Source organism: Pseudomonas sp. Sample_22, assembly GCF_004307635.1.
Taxonomy (GTDB): domain Bacteria; phylum Pseudomonadota; class Gammaproteobacteria; order Pseudomonadales; family Pseudomonadaceae; genus Aquipseudomonas.
In genome coordinates, this window is sequence record NZ_RCNY01000086.1 from 100,220 (window position 1) to 119,241 (window position 19,022).

The following is a 19,022-nucleotide window of genomic DNA, read 5'->3' on the forward strand; positions in this document are numbered from 1 at the left end:
AAACCCATCATCGGTCAGGGCTCCATCCCCAACTCATGCTTGACCAGCCCCAGCAATTTGCCGGTATCGATGGGCTTGAGCAAAAAATCCACCACGCTCAAATGCATGGCGGCGATGGCGTCTTTCACGTCGGCATCACCGGACACAATGATGATCGGCATCGCCGCCCGTACCGATTCACGGACCTGGCGGATCAGATCGAGGCCATCGACATTGCCCATCCGCAAATCGGTGATGATCAAACCAATCGCGGGTTTCTCTTCCAGCATTTTCAATGCTGTTTCGCCGCTCGCCGCGGTCAGGCAACGAATCCCGTCCAACCCGAGGATCTCTGACAGCAGCTCCCGGGCATCTTTATCGTCATCGACGATCAACACCCGTTGCGGCGGCAAGTCAGGTTCCTGCATGACTGCACTCAGCGCTTCACGCTCGGCGTCACTCAAAATATCGTGGTCGGACATGGCGTTCTCTACATGTTCAATTCATTTCCCTAGCACAGTGGTGAGACATCGCTAAGCAGACCTTCAATGTGCACTTCGTCGGAATATTTTCCAATAGGGGTTAGGTAAGGTTTTTCTCACATTTAGGTAGGGTTTTTCAGACGCTGCCTCACGTTTACGTCCTACCTAGACTTACGTCCAATGGGCACCCCGCTCGCAGGGGTCGACCATGGGTGAGTCATCCGACAACAACAACTCCAAAAAAGACTGCGGTAATGGTTATGAGTAAAGCGGACGCCTTCACACAGGCAGGGAAAACCGCGGTGTTGCAGAACATCCAGGGCACTCTGCAATTTCTTCAGCGATTCCCGCCTTTCAACCAGATGGAACACGCCCACCTGGCGTACCTGGTTGAACAATGTCAGCTGCGTTTTTATGCCCCCGGCGAAAGCATCATCAAGCCTGCCGAGGGCCCGGTTGAACATTTCTATATCGTCAAACAGGGCCGGGTCGTAGGCGAGCGCCCCCATTCAGCCAAGGGCGGTACCGAAACCACTTTCGAGATCACCACCGGCGAGTGTTTTCCCCTGGCGGCGTTGCTGGGAGAACGTGCGACGCGCACTGAACATCTGGCAGCCGAAGACACCTTTTGCCTACAGCTGAACAAACTCGCATTTATCAAGCTCTTCGCCATTTCCGGCACATTCCGTGACTTTGCCCTACGCGGCGTGAGCAGCCTGCTGGATCAGGTCAATCAGCAGGTCCAGCAGAAAGCCGTGGAAACCCTTGGCACGCAGTATTCGCTCAATACCCGTTTGGGTGAATTGGCCATGCGCCATCCGGTCATGTGCAGTCCGGCGACGCCCCTGCGCGAGGCCGTGACCCTGATGCACGAGCAGCAGGTGGGCAGCATTGTGGTGGTTGATGAACAGCAAGCGCCGCTGGGGATTTTCACCCTGCGCGACCTGCGGCACGTGGTGGCCAATGCTGCCGGTGATTTTGCCGAAGCCATCGAACGCCACATGACACCCTCGCCGTTTTACCTCACACCGGACCACAGCGCGTTCGACGCCGCGATCGCCATGACCGAGCGGCATATCGCCCATGTCTGCCTGGTCAAGGACCAACGCCTGTGTGGCGTGGTGTCCGAGCGCGATCTGTTTTCACTGCAGCGGGTCGACCTGGTGCACCTGGCGCGGACCATCCGCAACGCTCCGCGGGTGGAAAATCTGGTGGCCATGCGCGGCGAGATCGGCCAATTGGTCGAGCGCATGCTGGCCCACGGTGCGTCCTCGACCCAGATCACCCACATCATCACCCTGCTCAACGATCACACCGTGTGCCGGGTGATTGAACTGACCCTCGCCGAGAAAGGTGATCCGGGCGTCGCGTTCAGTTGGTTGTGTTTCGGCAGCGAAGGCCGTCGCGAGCAAACGCTGCACACCGATCAGGACAACGGCATTCTGTTCGAAGCCCGCGACGCAGCCCATGCTGCCGAAATCCGCGGCAAGTTGCTGCCCATCGCCCATCAGATCAACCAAAGCCTGGCGTTGTGCGGCTTCACCCTGTGCAAGGGCAACATCATGGCCGGTAACCCCGAGCTGTGCTTGTCCCGTGTCGAGTGGGCGCGTCGCTTCGCCGCGTTCATCCGCGAGGCCACGCCGGAAAACCTGCTGGGTTCGAGTATCTATTTCGATCTGCGTGTGGTCTGGGGCAACGAGCAAGGTTGTGAGCAGTTGCGCCGCGGGATTCTCGACCAGGTCGCCGACAACCGCTTGTTCCAGCGCATGCTGGCCGAAAACGCGTTGCGCAATCGCCCGCCTGTTGGGCGTTTCCGCGAGTTTGTACTGGCCCGAAAGAATGGCGAGAAAGCCACACTGGACTTGAAGATTCAGGGCCTGACGCCCTTCGTCGACGGGGCGCGACTGCTTGCCCTGGCCCATGGCATCGAAACCAACAACACCCTGGAGCGTTTTCGCCAACTGGTGGACAAAGAGATCATCGAGCCCCTGGACGGCGCGGCGTACGAAGAGGCCTATCACTTCATTCAGCAAACCCGCATGCAGCAACATCAGCTACAGACCCGGGAGAACCTGCCTTACTCCAACCGCGTCGATCCGGACAGTCTGAATCATCTGGACCGGCGGATCCTGCGTGAGTCCTTGCGTCAGGCGCAACGCCTGCAAAGCAGTCTGGCCTTGCGGTACCAATTATGAGCGATCAGCGATGAGTCTGTTTTCATGGTTGCGCCCGGGCGGCCCGAGCCTGTCCGGAGAACTGCAACAACGCCTGCAACGTTTGCCGGCGGTGAAAGAATTGAGCGAGTGCAGCCTGCGCGAACAACGCTGGGTGGTGCTCGACCTGGAAACCACCGGACTGAACCTGAACAAGGACCGCGTGCTGTCCATCGGTGCGGTGGTGATCGAAGACGGCGCGATCGACTTCAGCCAGCAGTTCGAGCGCACCCTGCAATGCGCCGAAGTCAAACTCGGCCCCAGCGTGCTGATTCATGGGATCGGCCCCAGCGCGATTGCTGCCGGCAGCGATCCGGCCCACGCACTGCTCGATTTCATGGAGTTTGTCGGCGACAGTCCGGTGCTGGCTTTCCACGCGCCATTCGACCAGCACATGCTCGGCCGCGCACTGAAAGAACATCTGGGTTACAAGTTGCAGCACCTGTTTATGGATGTTGCGGATATCGCCCCGCTGGTCTGCCCGCAGGCGCACATTCGCGAGGCCGGGCTGGACGAGTGGATCGACTGGTTCAAACTCGAAGTGTTCGAACGTCACAACGCCAGCGCCGATGCGCTGGCCACGGCGGAACTGGCGTTGATCCTGTTCAGCCGTGCGCGACAGCAACAGATTCACAGTCCGTTGAATTTGCAGCAGCGGTTGAATCAGTGGAAACGACGGCAGCAAACCCCGTCTTTCTAGATTTTTTGGTCTGCTCTGGCGCCTTCCCGGGCAAGCCTCGGTCCTACAGAGATGTTTCGTTCAGGACGTTGACGAACGACACCATCTCTATAGGACCGAGGCTTGCCCGCGATGAACGAAGCCGCGGTCTTACAGCGAACAAGCATTTATCCCACCCGACCAGCGCCAATTGCGCACCCTCCTCGCCTCTGCCACAATCGCGAACAATTCTCGTTAGTTAACACTTCCCAAACGGTGATGCGGCGTGTCGTCAGTCCCAAGCCCTCAAAGTGAGCTCGTCGGTGCGTTATATCGCGACCATCGCGGTTGGCTATTGGCCTGGCTTCGTCGCAACGTCGCTTGCCCGCAACGAGCCGAAGACTTGAGTCAGGACACCTTCGTGCGTTTGCTCGGCCGTGAGGAACTCAAAGAGCCGCGCGAACCGCGGGCGTTTCTGGTGGCGATTGCCAAGGGCCTGCTGTTCGACTATTTCCGCCGCGCCGCGCTGGAACAGGCCTACCTCACCGAACTGATGCTGATCCCCGAAGCCGAGCAACCGTCGGTGGAAGAACAGCAAATGATCCTTGAAGACCTGAAAAACATCGATCGCCTGCTCGGCAAGCTGTCGAGCAAGGCTCGGGCGGCGTTTCTCTACAATCGTCTCGATGGCTTGAGCCACGCGCAAATCGCCGAACGCCTCGGCGTGTCGGTACCGCGTGTGCGCCAGTACCTGACCCAGGGCCTGCGTCAGTGTTACATCGCGCTGTACGGTGAGCCGACATGAACCCGCTCAGTTCCAAGCCAGTGTCGGCGCAGGTGCTCGATGCCGCCATTGCCTGGCAGCTGTCGCTGGATTCCGGTAATCCGGTGGAGCGCGAAGCGTTCAGCAAATGGCACGCCGCCCACGAAGAACATGCGCGTGCATGGCGCCAATTGGGCATGCTCGACCAACGCTTCAGCGTCGCCAGCGGCCCGGCCCGCACTGCCTTGCTGCAATCACGCGAAGGTATTCGCCGACGGGTACGCAAGCTCGGCAGCGGTCTGGCCAGCGTCGTAGCGGTGATCGGTCTGGCATTGTTTGCCGGTGAGCGGTATCTGCCGGTCGGTTACTGGTTGGCCGACCAACGCACCGCGACCGGTGAACAGCGCACCCTTCGCCTGGCCGACGGCACGCTGATCAACCTCAACACCCACAGTGCCGTGGACGTGCGCTTCGATGAGAAGCAGCGCCGGGTGGTACTCCAGGAAGGGGAAATCCTCGTTGAGACCGGCCATGGTGATGCCCGCCCGTTTATCGTCGAAACCCGCGAAGGCAGCATGCGCGCATTGGGCACACGGTTTCTGGTCAAGCGCGAAGAAGCAGGCACGCGCCTGAGCGTCTTGCAGTCGGCGGTGGCCGTTCATCCGCAATCGAGCGCTGACGAACAGATTTTGCGCGAAGGCCAGCAAGTACTGATTCGTAATGATGGCTTGGGATCGGTGGCTGCACTCAACCTCGGCGCAGATGCCTGGACCCGCGGCATGCTGGTGGTGGATAACGCGCGATTGGAAGACCTGGTGCATGAACTCGGCCGTTATCGCCGCGGGTATTTGGGCGTGACGCCGCAAGTAGCGGACCTGCGGATCACCGGCAGCTTCCCGCTGCATGACACGGACCTGGCCCTGAACGCGCTGTTACCGACGTTGCCAGTGCAGATTGAACAGCACACGCAATGGTGGGTGACGGTGGCGGCCAAGGCCGATGCCAAACCCTGAGAGGTGCTGTTTCTGGCATACGGCCTTCGCGGGCAAGCCTCGCTCCTACCAGGTCGAGTCGTTTATTGAATGTGGGAACAATACAAAACTGTAGGAGCGAGGCTTGCCCGCGAAGAGGCCGTCAGACTTACAGTGATTATTGAATCGAAATTATTTTCATCCAGCCCTATCACTTTTTGATTTTCGTTCGGCACCTAGGCAATTGAGAAGTATTCCCTTTCAGGAGCCGCTGTATGTCCCGTTCGCTAGACACCTTGTTGCGCCCCAGTTTGCTGGCGGTCGCCATCGCCCTTTGCACCCCTTTGGCCAGCAGTCAACTGGTCGCCGCTGAACAAGCGTCCAGCGTTCGCGCCTACAACCTGCCGGCCGCGCCATTGGCCAACACCCTGAACCAGATCGCCAGCCAGGCGGGCCTCGCCCTGTCGCTGAGCCCATCGCTGGCGGCGGGCAAGACGTCGGCTCCGGTCACCGGCCAATTCGATGCTGCCGGCGCTTTGCGTGAAGCACTGCGGGGCACGGGTTTGCAATTGGAACAAAGCGCCACCGGCAGCTACACACTGGTGGCGGTGCCTGAAGGTGTGATGTCGCTGCCGGCCACCAGCGTGATCGGCGTCGAAGCTGATCCTGAAAACGCGTGGGGGCCGGTGCAGGGTTATCTGGCCAAGCGCACGGCTGCCGGCACCAAGACCGACACCGCACTGGTCGAGGTGCCGCGTTCGATTTCCGTGGCAACCCGTGAGCAGATGGACGACCGTAACGTACAGAGTCTCGACGACGCCGTGCGCTACATGCCAGGCATCACCGCCAGCAGCTATGGCAGCGACACCCGCGCCGACTGGTTGCGAGTGCGCGGTTTCGAACCGACCCAGTTCCTCGATGGCCTGCCGCTGCCAAAAGGCGTGTATGCCAACCCGAAACAGGAAACCTGGAACCTCGACCGCCTAGCCCTGCTGCGCGGCCCAGCCTCGTCGATCTATGGTCAGACGCCGCCGGGCGGCCTGCTCGATATGGTCAGTCGCCGTCCCAGTGCTGAGTCGAGCAGCGAAGTCCAGCTGCAATACGGCAGCGACAATCATCGCCAGATCAATTTTGCCAGCACCGGCAAGATCGACGATGAAGGGCAATTCCTCTACGGTCTGAGCGGCGTAGTGCGCGACAGCGGAACCCAAATCGACCACGTCGACAACAAGCGCTACAACATTGCGCCAAGCCTGACCTGGAACATCGACGAAGACACCCGGTTCACCCTGCTCACGCAATTCACCCGGGACGATACCGGCATCACCAGCCAATTCCTGCCGATCCAGGGCACCAAAATCAACATGCCGTTCGGCGATGTTTCCCACCACAAGAACCTGGGCGACCCGGATTGGGAATACTACGACCGCACCTACTACGCGCTGGGCTACGCCTTCGAACATCGCCTCAACGATGTCTGGCAATTCCGTCAGAACCTGCGCTACACAAAATCTGACTTGTCTTTCCAGGGCATCACCGTCGGCGCGTACCCGTTCACTCAGGTCGACAATGAAGGCAACGTCGGTCGCTCGACCACCAGCGTCGACGAGGACATCAGCCAGTTCGCCGTGGACAACAACTTCCAGGCCGACTTCGCCACCGGCGATGTCAGTCACACCGTGTTGATTGGTTTCGATCACCAGCGCAGCAACACCAACTACACCTCGATTTTCGGCAGCGCACCGCCAACCAACGTGAACAACCCTGTGCGTGGCGTGGAAATCGTCCGTCCGCCACGCTCCAGCGCGTTCTACGACTACGACCAGAAAACCTACCAGACCGGCCTGTACGTCCAGGACCAGATGGCCCTCGACCAATGGCGCCTGACACTGGGCGGTCGTGAAGACTGGGTTCACACCGGCACCAAGTTCTTCAACAAGGGCGATGCCACCAATACTGAGCGCGACACCAACTTCAGCGGCAACGCAGCGATCAGCTACGTGTTCGACAACGGTTTTGTTCCGTATCTGTCGTACGCCGAGTCGTTCCAGCCGACCAGCAATGCCACGGCCTCGCCCACCGATTCGTTCAAACCGACCGAAGGCGAGCAATGGGAACTGGGCATCAAGTACCAGCCGCCAGGCAGCGATACGTTGCTCAGTGCCGCGATCTACGACCTGACCCAGAAGAACGTGTCCGTCACCACCACCAACTCGGACAACGTTTCGATCACCAGCCAGACCGGTGAAGTAAAGGTCAAGGGACTGGAGCTGGAAGCCGTTTCCGATGTGACGGAGAACCTCAAGGTCATCGCCGCGTACACCCTGGCAAAATCCGAAGTGCAAAAAGGTGATTTCAAAGGCAATCGCCTGCAACTGATGCCAAACCAGCAGGCTTCGCTGTGGGCCGATTACACCTGGCACAACGGCGTGCTCGATGGTTTCGGCGTGGGCGGTGGCGTTCGCTACACCGGCAACACCTACGGCGATCAGGCCAACACCGAACTGGGCAAGGCCGATGCCTACACCGTGTTCGACGCAGCTGTTCACTACGACCTCGGCCGTCTGGACAACAGCTTGAAAAGCGCCTCGCTGGCGCTGAACGCGACCAACCTGTTCGACAAGGACTACATCTCGACTTGCGACAGTTTCTACTGCTACTACGGCGACCAGCGCAGCGTCGTCGCCACTGCCACCTACAAGTGGTAAAGCGTTGATCTGACATGCCCTATGACCAGGCCGTCCTTAATGGGCGGCTTCGGTTTTTTCAAAGGCCAAGAAATGAAAAGCAAAACAATCCGCCGCTGGTCCTTTATCCACACCTGGTCCAGCCTGATTTGCACCGTGTTCCTGCTGATGCTGGCATTGACCGGCCTGCCCTTGATCTTCCATCACGAGATCGACCATCTGCTGGGCGATGCCCCAGAGTTGCAGGTCATGCCGGAGGACACCCCCCACCTGAATTTGCAGCAGTTGGTACAGGCGGCCGAGAAGCATCGCCCCGGCGAGGTCATGCAATATTTCGGTTTCGAAGATGACGAGCCCAATGCCGCGATCGCGATCATGGCTGCCACCGCCGGCACCGAGCCGAACTCATCCCATACCTTCATGCTAGATGCCCGTACCGGCGAAGCGCTGGAGATGCCATCGGCCAATGGCGGCTTCATGATGGTCATGTTGCGCCTGCACGTGGACATGTTTGCCGGCCTGCCGGGCAAATTGTTGCTGGCGTTCATGGGGTTGCTGTTCGTTGTCGCGATCGTTTCGGGCACCGTGCTGTACCTGCCGTTCATGCGTCGCTTGAAATTCGCCACCGTGCGCCACGACAAATCCTCCCGCCTGCGCTGGCTTGATCTGCACAACCTGATCGGCGTGGTGACGCTGACCTGGGCACTGGTGGTCGGAGTAACCGGCGTGATCAGCGCCTGTGCCGACCTGCTGATCGCCGCGTGGCGCAACGACAGCCTGAGTGCGATGGTCGCGCCGTACCGCGACGCGCCACCGCTGACGCACCTGGCACCGGCCACTCAATTGCTCGATATCGCCAGGGAAGTTGCGCCAGGCATGCAACCCGACTTCATCGCCTTTCCCGGCACACGGTTCTCCAGTGAGCACCATTACGCCGTGTTCATGAAGGGCAGCACGCATTTGACCTCGCACTTGCTGACGCCGGTACTGATCGACGCCAGCACTTTGCAAGTCACCGCTGTGGCTGAACGTCCGTGGTACATGGACGCCATGGGCATGTCGCAGCCGTTGCACTTCGGTGACTACGGCGGCATGCCGATGCAAATTCTCTGGGCGACCCTGGATGTGCTGACCATCATTGTCCTGGGCAGTGGAGTTTACCTGTGGGTGGTCCGGCGCAAGGCTGCCAACCCTGTGCTGGAAAAAGCGGAGAGCGCGGCATGAGGCCTCGGCAGTCGAGTTTCTGGAAGGTATTTGCCACGCCCACGGTCATTGCGCTTTTCAGCGCGGCGGGATTGTTTGCCGCGTTGCTGGGGGATGGCGTCTGGGATTCGCTAAGCTGGCTGGGGCTCGGCATTCCTGCCGTCCTCGGTCTGCGGGGCTTGCTGCAACACCGCTGAACGTTGGAGCACGGCTTGCCGACGATGGCGCCCGCAAGATCGCCATCGCGAGCAAGCCAACTCCCGCCCGGCTCGAGTCATGACGTTTGAGCTATGTGCTCAACACGCTATGCTGCCCGTCACCGCCCCCGATCGAGACGCTGCCATGTCCGCCCCGAGCATGACCCTGTACCACAATCCGCTTTCGCCCTTCGTTCGCAAAGTCATGGTGCTGCTGCACGAAACCGGCCAACAGAATCGAGTGGCCCTGCAAAACTGCGTGCTCACCCCGGTCGACCCGGATCTGGCGCTGATCGACGACAACCCTTTGAGCAAAATCCCCGCCCTGCGTTTGGCCGACGGCAACGTCATCCATGACAGCCGGGTGATCCTCGACTACCTCGACCACCAGCACGTCGGCAACCCGCTGATCCCTCGCGAAGGTTCCGCCCGCTGGCGGCGCCTGACCCTCGCGTCGCTGGCCGACGGGATCATGGATGCCGCCGTGCTGGTGCGCTACGAAGTCGCCCTGCGCCCCGCTGAAAAACACTGGGCCGCCTACCTCGACGGCCAGCGCGACAAAATCCGCCGTGCTCTGGCGCTGCTGGAAAAAGACGCGATTGCCGAGCTGACCAGCCATTTCGACGTGGCGGCAATCAGTGTGGCATGTGCCTTGGGTTACGTGGACTTGCGCCATCCTGATCTGGACTGGCGCACGGCCAATCCGCAATTGGCCGCGTGGTATTTCGAGGTGAGCCAGCGGCCTTCGATGATTGCGACGATGCCGAAGATTTAGCCTGCGACGAGGAAACACTAGCAGTTCTGATAGTAGGCAAGCGCTGATGAATCTCCGACACTGATTTCACAGCTGTTTTCGGAGATCAATCAATGACTACGCAAATTCGCAAAACGATCCTGTTAGCAACTGATCATTCGGGATCGGTGTTGAATGCCATCGACACGGCCGGGAGTAATGCCATTGCCTACTCTGCTTACGGTCATAGTCAGTTGAGCGCTTCGCAGAGTCAGATTAGGTTTAATGGGGAATTTCAGGAATTAATGACAGGCTATTATTCGCTGGGCAATGGACATCGAATATATAGCCCTCTGTTGATGCGCTTTTTAAGTCCGGATTATTTGAGTCCGTTCGGGGCGGGTGGAGTCAACGCGTATGTGTACTGTGGAGGGGATCCGAGGAATCGGCACGATCCAAGCGGAAAGGTATATGTATACTTCAAACGTTTTGCAATTCCGCGACCAACATTAAAACTCGCTGGCAGGACATCCGATAAATTATTACGAACACCTACCTCAACTGCATCTAAAATTAACTCCACATTCGAAAGCGCCAGTTCAATTAGTAACAGGAGAAGCGCCCTATCAAATCACGATGCGATTAAATCATATTCAAGTGTGGATAACTTGCCCTCAGTGCCAATGCCTTCGCCCTACCAGAGCATGAATCAGAGTTCTCTTTCCAGCATTGGCCCCTCTTACTCTTCTGCCGCGCTCAACCCAAACTATGTTGCAACATTGGGACTTACGTCTAACAGAGCGGCTCACGGAGCCACAAAATCATCGACTTTGAAATGGGTTAACTCAACCAACAACATACCAGATGAACAGCTTGATAAATTTAGCCAAATTCCCAACCTTGGCGCCGAAATACACACAAGAGAGCGCTTGGCCGTGCAGGCTAATGGAGAGATAAGAGGAACAGAGCTCCAGCGTCGCGCAAAGAGAAAACTCCGTGTTACTGAACTCGAACCATGGCTAAAATATTAAACCCAAGCCGTGACGCACTCTGCGCAGTACATGGCCTACAAGAACCCGATCAACAACACACAACCAAGGGAAACGGGGGTCAGACATATTTACCCGTAACAATATGTCTTGGGCCGCGTGGTATTTCGAGGTGAGCCAGCGGCCTTCGATGATTGCGACGATGCCGAAGGTTTAGCCTGCGACGAGGAAACACTAGCAGTTCTGATAGTAGGCAAAGACTGATAAAACTCCGAAGCTAAAGGCCGACGCTACCGACCTCGCCTGGAGCTCAGCCAATGCCTACTACAACTCGCGAAACCGTCCTCAGTCGCTACCGCTATGACCCACTCGATCGCTTGAGCGCTCAGACCGACATCCAGCGCTTTTACTGCAACAATCGTTTGGCCACCGAAGTGGGCGGCGGCGTACAGACCAGCCTGTTCCAGCACGACGACCAGTTGCTGGCTCAACGCCAGGTTCGCGCCGACAAGATCGACACCACACTCCTCGCCACCGACCAGCAACGTTCAGTACTGGAGGCCCTCGATACAACCCGACCTTATCCCATTGCCTACTCACCCTATGGCCATCGCCCGCCGGAAAACGGTTTGCTCAGCCTGCTCGGTTTCAACGGCGAACGGCCAGACTCGGTGACCGGGCATTATCATTTGGGTAATGGCTATCGACAGTTCAATCCGGTGTTGATGCGGTTTAACAGTCCGGACAGTTGGAGTCCGTTTGGGAGGGGAGGAATCAATGCATACGCATATTGCGATGGAGAGCCAGTTCTTGGGGCAGACCCCACAGGGCACTCAAATATATTCATGAGCGCTTGGAAAGGTTTTAAAAATACTTTTTTGGGCAGAATCCCAAAAAAACTTAGAACACCGACTACACATCAAGAGGTAGTTTTCAACATAACGCATGAGAAACAAGGGATGCGCTACAACGGGCAAACGCTAGGCTATCAAGTCGGCAAAGAAGAAACCATGTTGAACCTGAACAAAAAAAGCATTAAAGAAATCGAAACATACACCAAAGCAGTCGAAACGGACAACAATAAATTATTAGACCAAATATTAAGCTTCGCTCAGAAAACACCAGACACCAACGAAAAGTTCAAGGTAGTCAGAAGCTTTTATGAGGAGAGCGGTGAATTTCGAACCGATGCCCTCTCTACTCCTAAAGACATTGCTGTACGTGACTTACACTCAAAAGTCATGTATTCCTATAAACTACAAAAATACAGAAACTATTTCGCCGAATCTAAAATAAACCAACCTTCAGAAATCAATTCAGAATTAAGGAAACTTTCATAACTCTAGAAAGGAAACGGGAACCAAGACGCCGAGGAAGCGGGACAGTTTTTTCCTTAAGCAGAATGCGTAGAGTTACGTAGACGTGCGCCATCCTGACTGGACTGGCGCACAGCCAATTGACAACTGGCGCGTGGTACTTCGAGGTGAGTCAGCGACTTTTGATGATGCGACAACGCCGAAGGCTTGATACCAGCCGAAATCACACCCTGGCAGTTCTGCCGTGCTTGAGCCCTCTTCTTATCAACAATCCGGCTTGTCCGCCGTAAACCGTCTCGCCGGATTCACCGCCGCCCCAAACTCACGCAACGCTTTGGCACCCATCAACAACGGGTAATTAAAACTGCTGCGGTCAGTCAGGTTGACCTCGACCGTGCGTTTGACGTTACCCAGGCACAACTCCAGGTCAACCACCGGCCGCTTGGTCGGTGCAGCCACGTCTTCGTCTTCGTCCTCTTCGGAACGGGTTTTGATTTTGCTGATTCGTGCGACTTTATGTTCGTAGACTTTGTTGCTCGCATCTTTGGTGGCGAGGCGGAAACGCACCCAGTCTTCGCCGTCGCGGGTGAAGGTTTCGATGTCTTTGGCCGACAGCGATGCGGTCAGGGCGCCGGTGTCCATCTTGGCCTTGAGCACTTCACCGCCGATTTCCGGCAAGGCGATGTATTCATAGCGCCCGTACAGGGTTGGCTCGGCGGCCAGAGCCGGCAGGGCGATGAGGGAAAGCAGGGCAAGGAGAGATTTCACGTAGTGGGCTTCCATGAGAAGTGAGCAGCGCAATTTTAGACCGTGGTTAACCTGATCGTTCCCCCGAGGTTAGCGGCTCCATGGTGAAACATTCGTCACCACCGATTTGGCCTGCCGCCCGAAGCTGCTTATCATGGCGCGCCCAAATGCTTTCAAGAGTTGCCTATGCGCCGCCTGCTCACCGGCTGTTTCGTTGCCTTGCTATTACTGCTCAACACTCTGGTCCTGATTGGGCCTTTGATGGTGTTTGCCCTGCTCAAACTGGTGTTGCCCGGTCGTCTGCGCGATTACGCTTCCTGGTCGGTGATGTGGATCGCCGAGACCTGGTCGGAAATCGACAAGCTGATCTTTCGCGTGTGCATTCCCACTCAATGGGACATTCGCGGTGGCGACGATCTGCGGCGCGACACGTCTTATCTGGTGATCAGCAACCATCAATCCTGGGTCGATATCCCGGCGCTGATCCAGACGCTGAACCGACGCACGCCGTTCTTCAAATTCTTCCTCAAGAAAGAGCTTATCTGGGTGCCATTTCTGGGCCTGGCCTGGTGGGCGCTGGATTACCCTTTCATGAAGCGCTACACCAAGGCCTTCCTGACGAAGCACCCGGAGCTTGCCGGCAAGGATCTGGAAATCACCCGACAGGCCTGCGAGCTGTTCAAGCGCCAGCCAGTGACGGTGGTCAACTACCTGGAAGGCACCCGGTTTACCGCCGAAAAACGTGCGCAGCAGCAATCGCCGTTCACCCACCTGCTTAAACCCAAGGCCGGTGGCGTGGCATTTGTGCTGGCAGCGATGGGCGAACAACTGGATGCGATTCTCGACGTGACGGTGGTTTACCCACAGCAAACGATTCCCGGGTTCTGGGATTTGATCAGCGGCAACGTGCCCAGGGTCATCATCGACATCAAGACTCGCGAACTCGAGCCGACGCTGTGGCAGGGCGATTACGAAAACGATCCGCGGTTTCGTGAAACGGTCCAGAACTGGGTCAACCAGCTCTGGACCGAGAAGGACCAACGCATCGACGCCTTGCGCGCCGAAAGCCATTGAATCAACTGCTGGTACCGGCGCCCCAGATCCCGCCCAGGCTTTGCAACAGCGAACCACCGACACCCTGCTGACCGAAGTACTGCAGGATCACCGGGGCAAACACGCCGATCATGCCGGTGTCCATGCCCAGCGCGCTGAAGGCGTTGTTCAGGTCGGTGGTGTCCTTGATGTTGCCCAGGGCGTTGTCCAGGCCCGCGGCCTTGCCGCTTGATCCTAGTAAACCGGCGAGAGCACTCAGTTCACCGAGGCCGGACAGTTGATCAAGGCCCGGGACACTTTTGGCCAACGCCGAATAGTCGGTTGAACTCAACTGATTCTTCGCCAGCCCCAGCATGGCCCCGGCGCCACCGATGGCTTGCTCCGGTGTCACATTCAATTGGCTGAGCGCACCCAGCAGGTCGGCTGTTTCAGCCGTCGGCGCGGCCTCGACGGCTGCGTTGTCGTCCTGCATGCCCGCAATCGCACTGGCCGCATCGCCCAGGCTGAACTGTGCGAAGACTGGGCTGGCGACCAGGGTCAACAGCGAAGCCAATGCTAAACCGCGTGAAATCTTCATCCGGGCATCCTCGTGTGTCACAAATAACGCCCGTTAACGAGCGCAAAGTTGCCGGTTTGACCGGGTAAGCGAGGGCATGTTCCGAAGGCTGGCATGCATTTCCTGCCCGCTCGTCACAAACACCTACGGCACTATCAGAACCGCTAGTAGGCAGCCCTGAACAGTTACTTCACAGTGAAATCCTGGATCGCACCTTCATTCAGTAAGCCCACCCATGCTGCCCAAATGCGAGACGCTGCTCTGCCGCTACCACTACGACCTTGGATCGACTGGTTGATTGCACGCCGACGGTACAAGCCACGACTCGGCGTTTCTACCAGAAAGATCGCTTGACTACCGAGATTCAAGGCACGCTGCAACGGTCGATCATGCAGCACGACGATCAAGTACTGGCTCAGCAATGTGGTGGGCTCACGCAATTGCTTGCCACCGATGAACAGCGCTCAGTGTTGAACGTACTCGACGCGGCTCGTCTCAATCCTCTCGCGTACTCGCCCTATGGTCATCGCCCGGAAGAGAACGGTTTGCTCAGCCTGCTCGGCTTCAACGGCGAACGTCCGGATCCGGTGACGGGGTGGTATTTGCTGGGCAATGGTTATCGGGTGTTTAACCCGGTGTTGATGCGTTTTAACAGCCCGGAAAGTTGGAGTCCGTTTGGGGAGGGTGGGTTGAATGCGTATGGGTATTGTTTGGGGGATCCAGTGAATGAAAGGGATGATACTGGACATATGCCTCGTAGAAGTATTCTCCGGAAAAATACTAATGCGGCAAGTCGAAGTGAAGACCAAAGGCTACTTGGAACGTCTTCACAAAGCTTAAGCACATCAAGGGACAGTTTGAGCGCGCCCATAGCCTCCACTAACCGGACAACTTCTCCAGATGCCGATATCACAGACAGAATAAAGTCAGATTTCGACATACTTAAAAATCCGGACAAAGCCTCCCAATACAGGGAAAGAATCACAAACGTCGGTCTTAAAATTTCGGCAGCGTATGATCAGCCAGCAAACTACTACGCATGGAAACAAAAAAACAACTTACAAGAACAAGGTCTTTGGTTCAAACATAAAAACGATAAAATCAGCCCTCGCCCTTTAACCGCAAAACAAAAGAAAAGCTTAAATAAAGAAATAAACTCCCTTACGAAGCAAAAAGAAAAGCTCAACAAAAAACTGGAAAAAATACTATCTGAATCGGCCAAACAACAGGGAGCATCAATAAGAGACAACTGAGCTAACAATAAAATAAAAAAGGGCGACATCACGTCGCCCTCCGCACACTTCAAAAATTTTACGCCGCACTAAACATCTTATGCGGATCAATCACAAACTTCTTCGGCACGCCCGCATCGAACTCGCCATAGCCTTGCGGTGCCTGATCCAGGCTGATTACCTGCACGCCCACCACTTCGGCAATGTTGATGCGGTCCCACATGATGGCCTGCATCAGTTGGCGGTTGTACTTCATCACCGGGGTCTGACCGGTGTGGAAGCTGTGGGATTTGGCCCAGCCGAGGCCGAAGCGGATGCTCAAGCTGCCCATTTTCGCGGCGGCGTCGACGGCACCCGGATCTTCAGTCACGTAGAGGCCAGGAATACCGATCTTGCCGGCTACGCGTACCACGCCCATCAGCGAGTTGAGTACGGTGGCCGGGGCTTCGTGTTTCACGCCGTCGTGGCCGTGGCCGCGGGCTTCGAAGCCGACGGCGTCGATGGCGCAATCCACTTCCGGTTCGCCCAGCAGCGCAGCGATTTGCTCGTGCAGCGGGGTGTCGAGGGACAGGTCGGCGATTTCAAAACCCTGGGCCTTGGCGTGGGCCAGACGGATGGTGTTGACGTCACCGACGATCACCACCGCCGCGCCCAGCAGGCGCGCCGAAGCGGCAGCGGCCAGGCCGACCGGGCCTGCGCCAGCGATGTACACGGTGCTGCCCGGGCCAACGCCAGCAGTCACTGCGCCGTGGTAACCGGTTGGCAGGATGTCGGAGAGGCAGGTCAGGTCACGGATTTTTTCCATGGCCCGGTCGCGGTCCGGCAGTTTCAGCAGGTTGAAGTCGGCGTACGGCACCATGGCGTATTCAGCCTGGCCACCGGTCCAGTCGCCCATGTCGACGTAACCGTAGGCACCACCGGGACGTGCCGGATTGACGCTCAGGCACACGCCGGTGTGCATTTCCTTGCAGGAACGGCAGCGCCCGCAAGCCACGTTGAACGGTACCGAAACCAGGTCGCCGATCTGCAGGTTCTCGACGTCGCTGCCCTTCTCGATCACTTCACCGGTGATCTCATGGCCCAGCACCAGGCCGGTTTGTGCGGTGGTACGGCCGCGCACCATGTGCTGGTCGGAACCACAGATATTGGTGGAAACCACGCGCAGGATGACGGCATGTTCAATCTTCCTGCCGCGCGGGTCCTGCATTTTCGGATAGTCGATTTTCTGTACTTCGACCTTGCCAGCGCCGAGATACACCACACCACGATTGCCAGACATGCTTTCACCTCGCTGTTGTTTTTATGTAGCGGTCGCGTCGCCATGGAGCGGCGGCGCGTTGATTGCTCGGGTTGTTGCCTGTGTGTCTTGTGTTGTCTGTTATGGCCTCATCGCTGGCAAGCCGGCTCCCACAGTGGACCGGGGCGGCCACAAGATTTGTGAGCGACACAAAACCCTGTGGGAGCTGGCTTGCCAGCGATAGCGATCTAAAGAACGACCGTTCTGTTCGCGTTCAAAAACACCCGCCGTTCAATGTGATAACCCACGGCCCGCGCCAGGGTCAGCCCTTCGATATCCCGCCCCTTGGCGATCAGATCTTCGGGGTAATGACTGTGATCCACCACCTCCACGCCCTGGGCAATGATCGGGCCTTCGTCCAGGTCGTTGTTGATGTAATGGGCGGTAGCGCCGACCAGTTTCACGCCTTTGTTGTAAGCCTGGTGATAGGGCTTGGCGCCCTTGAAACCCGGGAGCAGGGAGTGGTGAATGTTGATCGCCTTGCCGTCGAGTTTGCGGCACAGCTCCGGCGACAGCACCTGCATGTAGCGCGCAAGGATCACCAACTCGGCACCGGACTCTTCGATTACCTGCCACACCTGACGCTCTTGCGACGGTTTGTCGTTCGGGTCGAGCGGGAAGTGGTAGTAGGGAATCTGGTGCCAGTCGGCCAGCGGTTTCAGGTCCGGGTGGTTGGAGATCACGGCGGCAACGTCCATCGACAATTGGCCAATGCGCTGGCGGTAGAGCAAATCGTTAAGGCAGTGATCGGCCTTGGAAACCATGATCACCACTTTCGGCCGGTAATGCGGCGGCGTCAGTTCAAAGGTCATGCCGAAGGATTCACCGCGCTCCTGCAAACCGGCGCGGAACGACTGTTCGTCGAAGCCGTCCGGCTGACGGAATTCCACGCGAATGAAGAAACGGCCCGAGAGCCGATCATCGAAGGAATGGTGTTCGGTGACGTAACAGCCCTGCTCGAACAGAAAGCGAGTCACCGCGTCCACGGTGCCGAGCACGCTGGGGCAGTCGGCGGTCAAAATCCATGTATCTGGGGCGCGGCTCATAGTGCGGTGACTCCTGCTACAAAAACCAGTAAACAGAGCGAACCCTGTGGCGAGGGAGCTTGCTCCCGCTGGGTCGCGCAGCGACCCCAAAACCAGCTACCGCGATCCTTCAGCAGGAACGCGGGCTCAGGATTCACGACTGCTTCGCAGCCGAGCGGGAGCAAGCTCCCTCGCCACAAAAGCAGTCGTGAGCATGGCGTCAGGCCTGAACGCTCAGCCCGTACTCGGCGCAAGCATCCTGCAACCACAACCACCAGTAATCCGAGAAGCTGCGACGGATCAGCAGTTCCCAGGTGTCTTCGCCGGTATGGCGGATCACCAGTTGCGACTTGGCGAACACCGTGCCGACAGCCTTGCCCACCGGGAAGTTGTTCGGGTGCACGTCGTAGCTGGTGGATTTCATCAAAACCTGGCGCACGTTCGGACCGCTCAGTTCGAGGATCTGCTGGCCACCGCTGACATTGACGATCTGGATGTGCAGGTCGCCCAGTGCTTCGCGCAGTTTTTGCTCGGCGGCGAACTCTTCGCCGGTCGGCACGATCAGCAGCCACTCATCCGGCCCCATCCATTGCAGGCTGGTTTCGCCCTTGACGATGACGGTCAGCGCGCCCGGCAATTCGATGCCCAGCGCTTTGTGCACGCCAGCGGCGAACGCGGCATCGTGGCCATCGCCACGGATAGTCAGGTGGCCGAGAAGTTTTTTCTCACGCACGGTCACGCCGGCATTCTTGCGACCTTTGCCCACCAGGCTGGCGAGGTCGGCGTGATGCAGCGACGACTCGGCCTTGGCCCCAGTGGTTGGGCGTTGTTGGTAAACATTGGCTGCGGTCATAAAGCACCTTTCCTGAATTCTTGCATGTTGATCGTTCCCACGCTCTGCGTGGGAATGCCGCCATGGAC

Annotated in this window: 17 protein-coding genes and 1 pseudogene; 12 read left to right on the forward strand and 6 right to left on the reverse strand. The window is 57.8% G+C overall.

The window, feature by feature from the left end; genetic code table 11:
- Positions 1–14: 14 nt before the first annotated feature.
- The gene (locus D8U73_RS24455; RefSeq protein WP_056853869.1) at positions 15–461 is read right to left on the reverse strand and encodes a response regulator; all 447 of its coding nucleotides are present in this window, start codon (positions 459–461) and stop codon (positions 15–17) included.
- A 254-nt stretch (positions 462–715) separates the two neighbouring features.
- On the opposite strand from D8U73_RS24455, the gene D8U73_RS24460 reads away from it, so the two are divergent.
- From D8U73_RS24460 to D8U73_RS24505, 10 genes are all read left to right on the forward strand, one after another.
- On the forward strand, positions 716–2,656 hold the full coding sequence (locus D8U73_RS24460) for a putative nucleotidyltransferase substrate binding domain-containing protein (protein ID WP_177435067.1): 1,941 nt from the start codon (positions 716–718) through the stop codon (positions 2,654–2,656).
- Positions 2,657–2,666: 10 nt separating this feature from the next.
- Positions 2,667–3,374 carry a 3'-5' exonuclease gene (locus tag D8U73_RS24465; protein WP_056853870.1) on the forward strand — a complete coding sequence of 236 codons (708 nt, stop codon included), beginning with the start codon at positions 2,667–2,669 and terminating at the stop codon, positions 3,372–3,374.
- Between the two features lie 244 nt (positions 3,375–3,618).
- Positions 3,619–4,137, forward strand: coding sequence for an RNA polymerase sigma factor (locus tag D8U73_RS24470; RefSeq protein ID WP_056853871.1), 519 nt, complete (start codon positions 3,619–3,621; stop codon positions 4,135–4,137).
- Positions 4,134–5,108: a FecR family protein gene (locus tag D8U73_RS24475; protein ID WP_056853872.1), complete on the forward strand. Its 975-nt coding sequence runs from the start codon at positions 4,134–4,136 to the stop codon at positions 5,106–5,108. The genes D8U73_RS24470 and D8U73_RS24475 overlap by 4 nt, the downstream gene beginning before the upstream one ends.
- Before the next feature lie 233 nt (positions 5,109–5,341).
- Positions 5,342–7,774: a TonB-dependent siderophore receptor gene (locus D8U73_RS24480; RefSeq protein WP_130905989.1), complete on the forward strand. Its 2,433-nt coding sequence runs from the start codon at positions 5,342–5,344 to the stop codon at positions 7,772–7,774.
- Between the two features lie 72 nt (positions 7,775–7,846).
- Positions 7,847–8,977 (forward strand): PepSY-associated TM helix domain-containing protein, encoded by a 1,131-nt coding sequence (locus D8U73_RS24485; RefSeq protein ID WP_130905990.1) that lies wholly within the window; start codon positions 7,847–7,849, stop codon positions 8,975–8,977.
- The gene (locus D8U73_RS24490; protein WP_056853874.1) at positions 8,974–9,153 is read left to right on the forward strand and encodes a hypothetical protein; all 180 of its coding nucleotides are present in this window, start codon (positions 8,974–8,976) and stop codon (positions 9,151–9,153) included. The genes D8U73_RS24485 and D8U73_RS24490 overlap by 4 nt, the downstream gene beginning before the upstream one ends.
- Positions 9,154–9,298: 145 nt before the next feature.
- Positions 9,299–9,928, forward strand: coding sequence for a glutathione S-transferase (locus D8U73_RS24495; RefSeq protein WP_130905991.1), 630 nt, complete (start codon positions 9,299–9,301; stop codon positions 9,926–9,928).
- A gap of 92 nt (positions 9,929–10,020) precedes the next feature.
- Complete coding sequence (locus D8U73_RS24500) at positions 10,021–10,917, forward strand: RHS repeat-associated core domain-containing protein (RefSeq protein WP_130905992.1); 897 nt, start codon at positions 10,021–10,023, stop codon at positions 10,915–10,917.
- A gap of 275 nt (positions 10,918–11,192) precedes the next feature.
- On the forward strand, positions 11,193–12,215 hold the full coding sequence (locus D8U73_RS24505; protein WP_130905993.1) for an RHS repeat-associated core domain-containing protein: 1,023 nt from the start codon (positions 11,193–11,195) through the stop codon (positions 12,213–12,215).
- Positions 12,216–12,455: 240 nt separating this feature from the next.
- Here the strand turns inward: D8U73_RS24505 and D8U73_RS24510 are convergent, their stop codons facing one another.
- Positions 12,456–12,959, reverse strand: a complete 504-nt coding sequence (locus D8U73_RS24510; RefSeq protein ID WP_153188977.1) for an ATP-dependent zinc protease — start codon at positions 12,957–12,959, stop codon at positions 12,456–12,458.
- Between the two features lie 165 nt (positions 12,960–13,124).
- On the opposite strand from D8U73_RS24510, the gene D8U73_RS24515 reads away from it, so the two are divergent.
- A complete protein-coding gene (locus D8U73_RS24515; protein WP_056853875.1) occupies positions 13,125–14,012 on the forward strand; it encodes an acyltransferase in 888 nt (295 codons plus the stop codon).
- Position 14,013: 1 nt separating this feature from the next.
- Here the strand turns inward: D8U73_RS24515 and D8U73_RS24520 are convergent, their stop codons facing one another.
- Positions 14,014–14,568: a DUF2780 domain-containing protein gene (locus D8U73_RS24520; RefSeq protein ID WP_130905995.1), complete on the reverse strand. Its 555-nt coding sequence runs from the start codon at positions 14,566–14,568 to the stop codon at positions 14,014–14,016.
- 214 nt (positions 14,569–14,782) lie between these two features.
- Between D8U73_RS24520 and D8U73_RS29625 the strand changes: the two are divergent.
- A pseudogene (locus D8U73_RS29625) lies at positions 14,783–15,302 on the forward strand (RHS repeat-associated core domain-containing protein); the annotation flags it as partial.
- Positions 15,303–15,858: 556 nt separating this feature from the next.
- Here D8U73_RS29625 and fdhA read toward each other — a convergent pair.
- The 3 genes from fdhA to soxG all read right to left on the reverse strand — a co-directional run bounded on the left by fdhA (position 15,859) and on the right by soxG (position 18,954).
- Positions 15,859–17,058, reverse strand: coding sequence for a formaldehyde dehydrogenase, glutathione-independent (gene fdhA, locus D8U73_RS24530; protein WP_007981376.1), 1,200 nt, complete (start codon positions 17,056–17,058; stop codon positions 15,859–15,861).
- 206 nt (positions 17,059–17,264) lie between these two features.
- Positions 17,265–18,122 carry a formyltetrahydrofolate deformylase gene (gene purU, locus D8U73_RS24535; protein WP_056853879.1) on the reverse strand — a complete coding sequence of 286 codons (858 nt, stop codon included), beginning with the start codon at positions 18,120–18,122 and terminating at the stop codon, positions 17,265–17,267.
- Between the two features lie 199 nt (positions 18,123–18,321).
- Positions 18,322–18,954 (reverse strand): sarcosine oxidase subunit gamma family protein, encoded by a 633-nt coding sequence (gene soxG / locus D8U73_RS24540; RefSeq protein WP_056853880.1) that lies wholly within the window; start codon positions 18,952–18,954, stop codon positions 18,322–18,324.
- Between the last annotated feature and the right edge of the window lie 68 nt (positions 18,955–19,022).